This is a genomic window from Rhizobium sp. 18055, from assembly GCF_902706285.1.
Taxonomy (GTDB): domain Bacteria; phylum Pseudomonadota; class Alphaproteobacteria; order Rhizobiales; family Rhizobiaceae; genus Rhizobium.
This window is the reverse complement of sequence record NZ_CACSKD010000063.1, coordinates 1-883: the sequence shown is the minus strand read 5'-3', so window position 1 is coordinate 883 and position 883 is coordinate 1. Positions and strand designations below refer to the sequence as shown.

Here is an 883-nt window from a genome sequence, read left to right as displayed (position 1 = left end):
TCGCGGCGATCAGTTCGACAATGGTGCGATAATCGACGAGCGGTCGCCCCCTCCAGTTGCGCGAGATGAACGAGAAGAGGCGATGTTCGATCTTGTTCCATTTGCTGGTGCCGGGCGGCAAGTGCAGGACGACGATGGTCAGGGCCAGTTCGTCGGCAAGCTTTTGCAGTTCGATCTTCAAAAGGCGGACGCGCGAGCCGTTGCTTCCCCCGCCATCGGCGGTGATCGTCAAGGTATGGGCGTGCGGATAGCGGTCGCGTCCCATGGTCATCCACCAGGAGCGGATCGCATTGACGGCAAAGGCCGCCGTGTCATGGTCGATGCCGACGCTGACCCATCCTTTGTCGTCGGCGATGTCATAAATGCCGTAGGGCGCGGCGCGACCAAGCTTGGGATCGACGAAGTCGTGGACCCGGACGTGCTCGGGTGATCCGGCCGGCCGGTATTCACGTCCGCCATTCTTGAAGTCGCCGACGAGTTCCTTTTTCTTCGTATCCACGGAGATCGCCGGCTGGTCGGCGGCGATGGCGGCCTTGACCGTCTCGGCGATATGCTGGAACTGCGCGTCGCGATCGACGTGGCCTGATCCCTCGATCGTCTTTCGATTGGCCTGAAGAGAGTATCCAAGTCTTTTCAACAGGGTCCCGACGACGTCGTAGCCGACCCGATGACCCATGGCGCAAAGGGCGCTCGCCAGGTTTCGCAGGCTTTTCGAGGTCCACTTCAACGGCGACATCGGATCGCCGCGCGTCGCCGGATCGACAAGATCTTCCAGGTCGGACAGAAGCGTCGGGTCCGTCTCGGTCAGCGGCTTGCGGCCCGCGCCCTTGCGGCGGATACCGCCAAGCGCTGAATCCGGCGCTTGGCCACGAAGTTCCCGCAA

General features: G+C 62.4%; 1 protein-coding gene. It reads right to left on the bottom strand.

The window, feature by feature from the left end:
- Positions 1-883, bottom strand: an 883-nt coding sequence (locus GVL52_RS27910) for an ISAzo13 family transposase (protein WP_160012651.1), incomplete at both ends; no start/stop codon positions are given.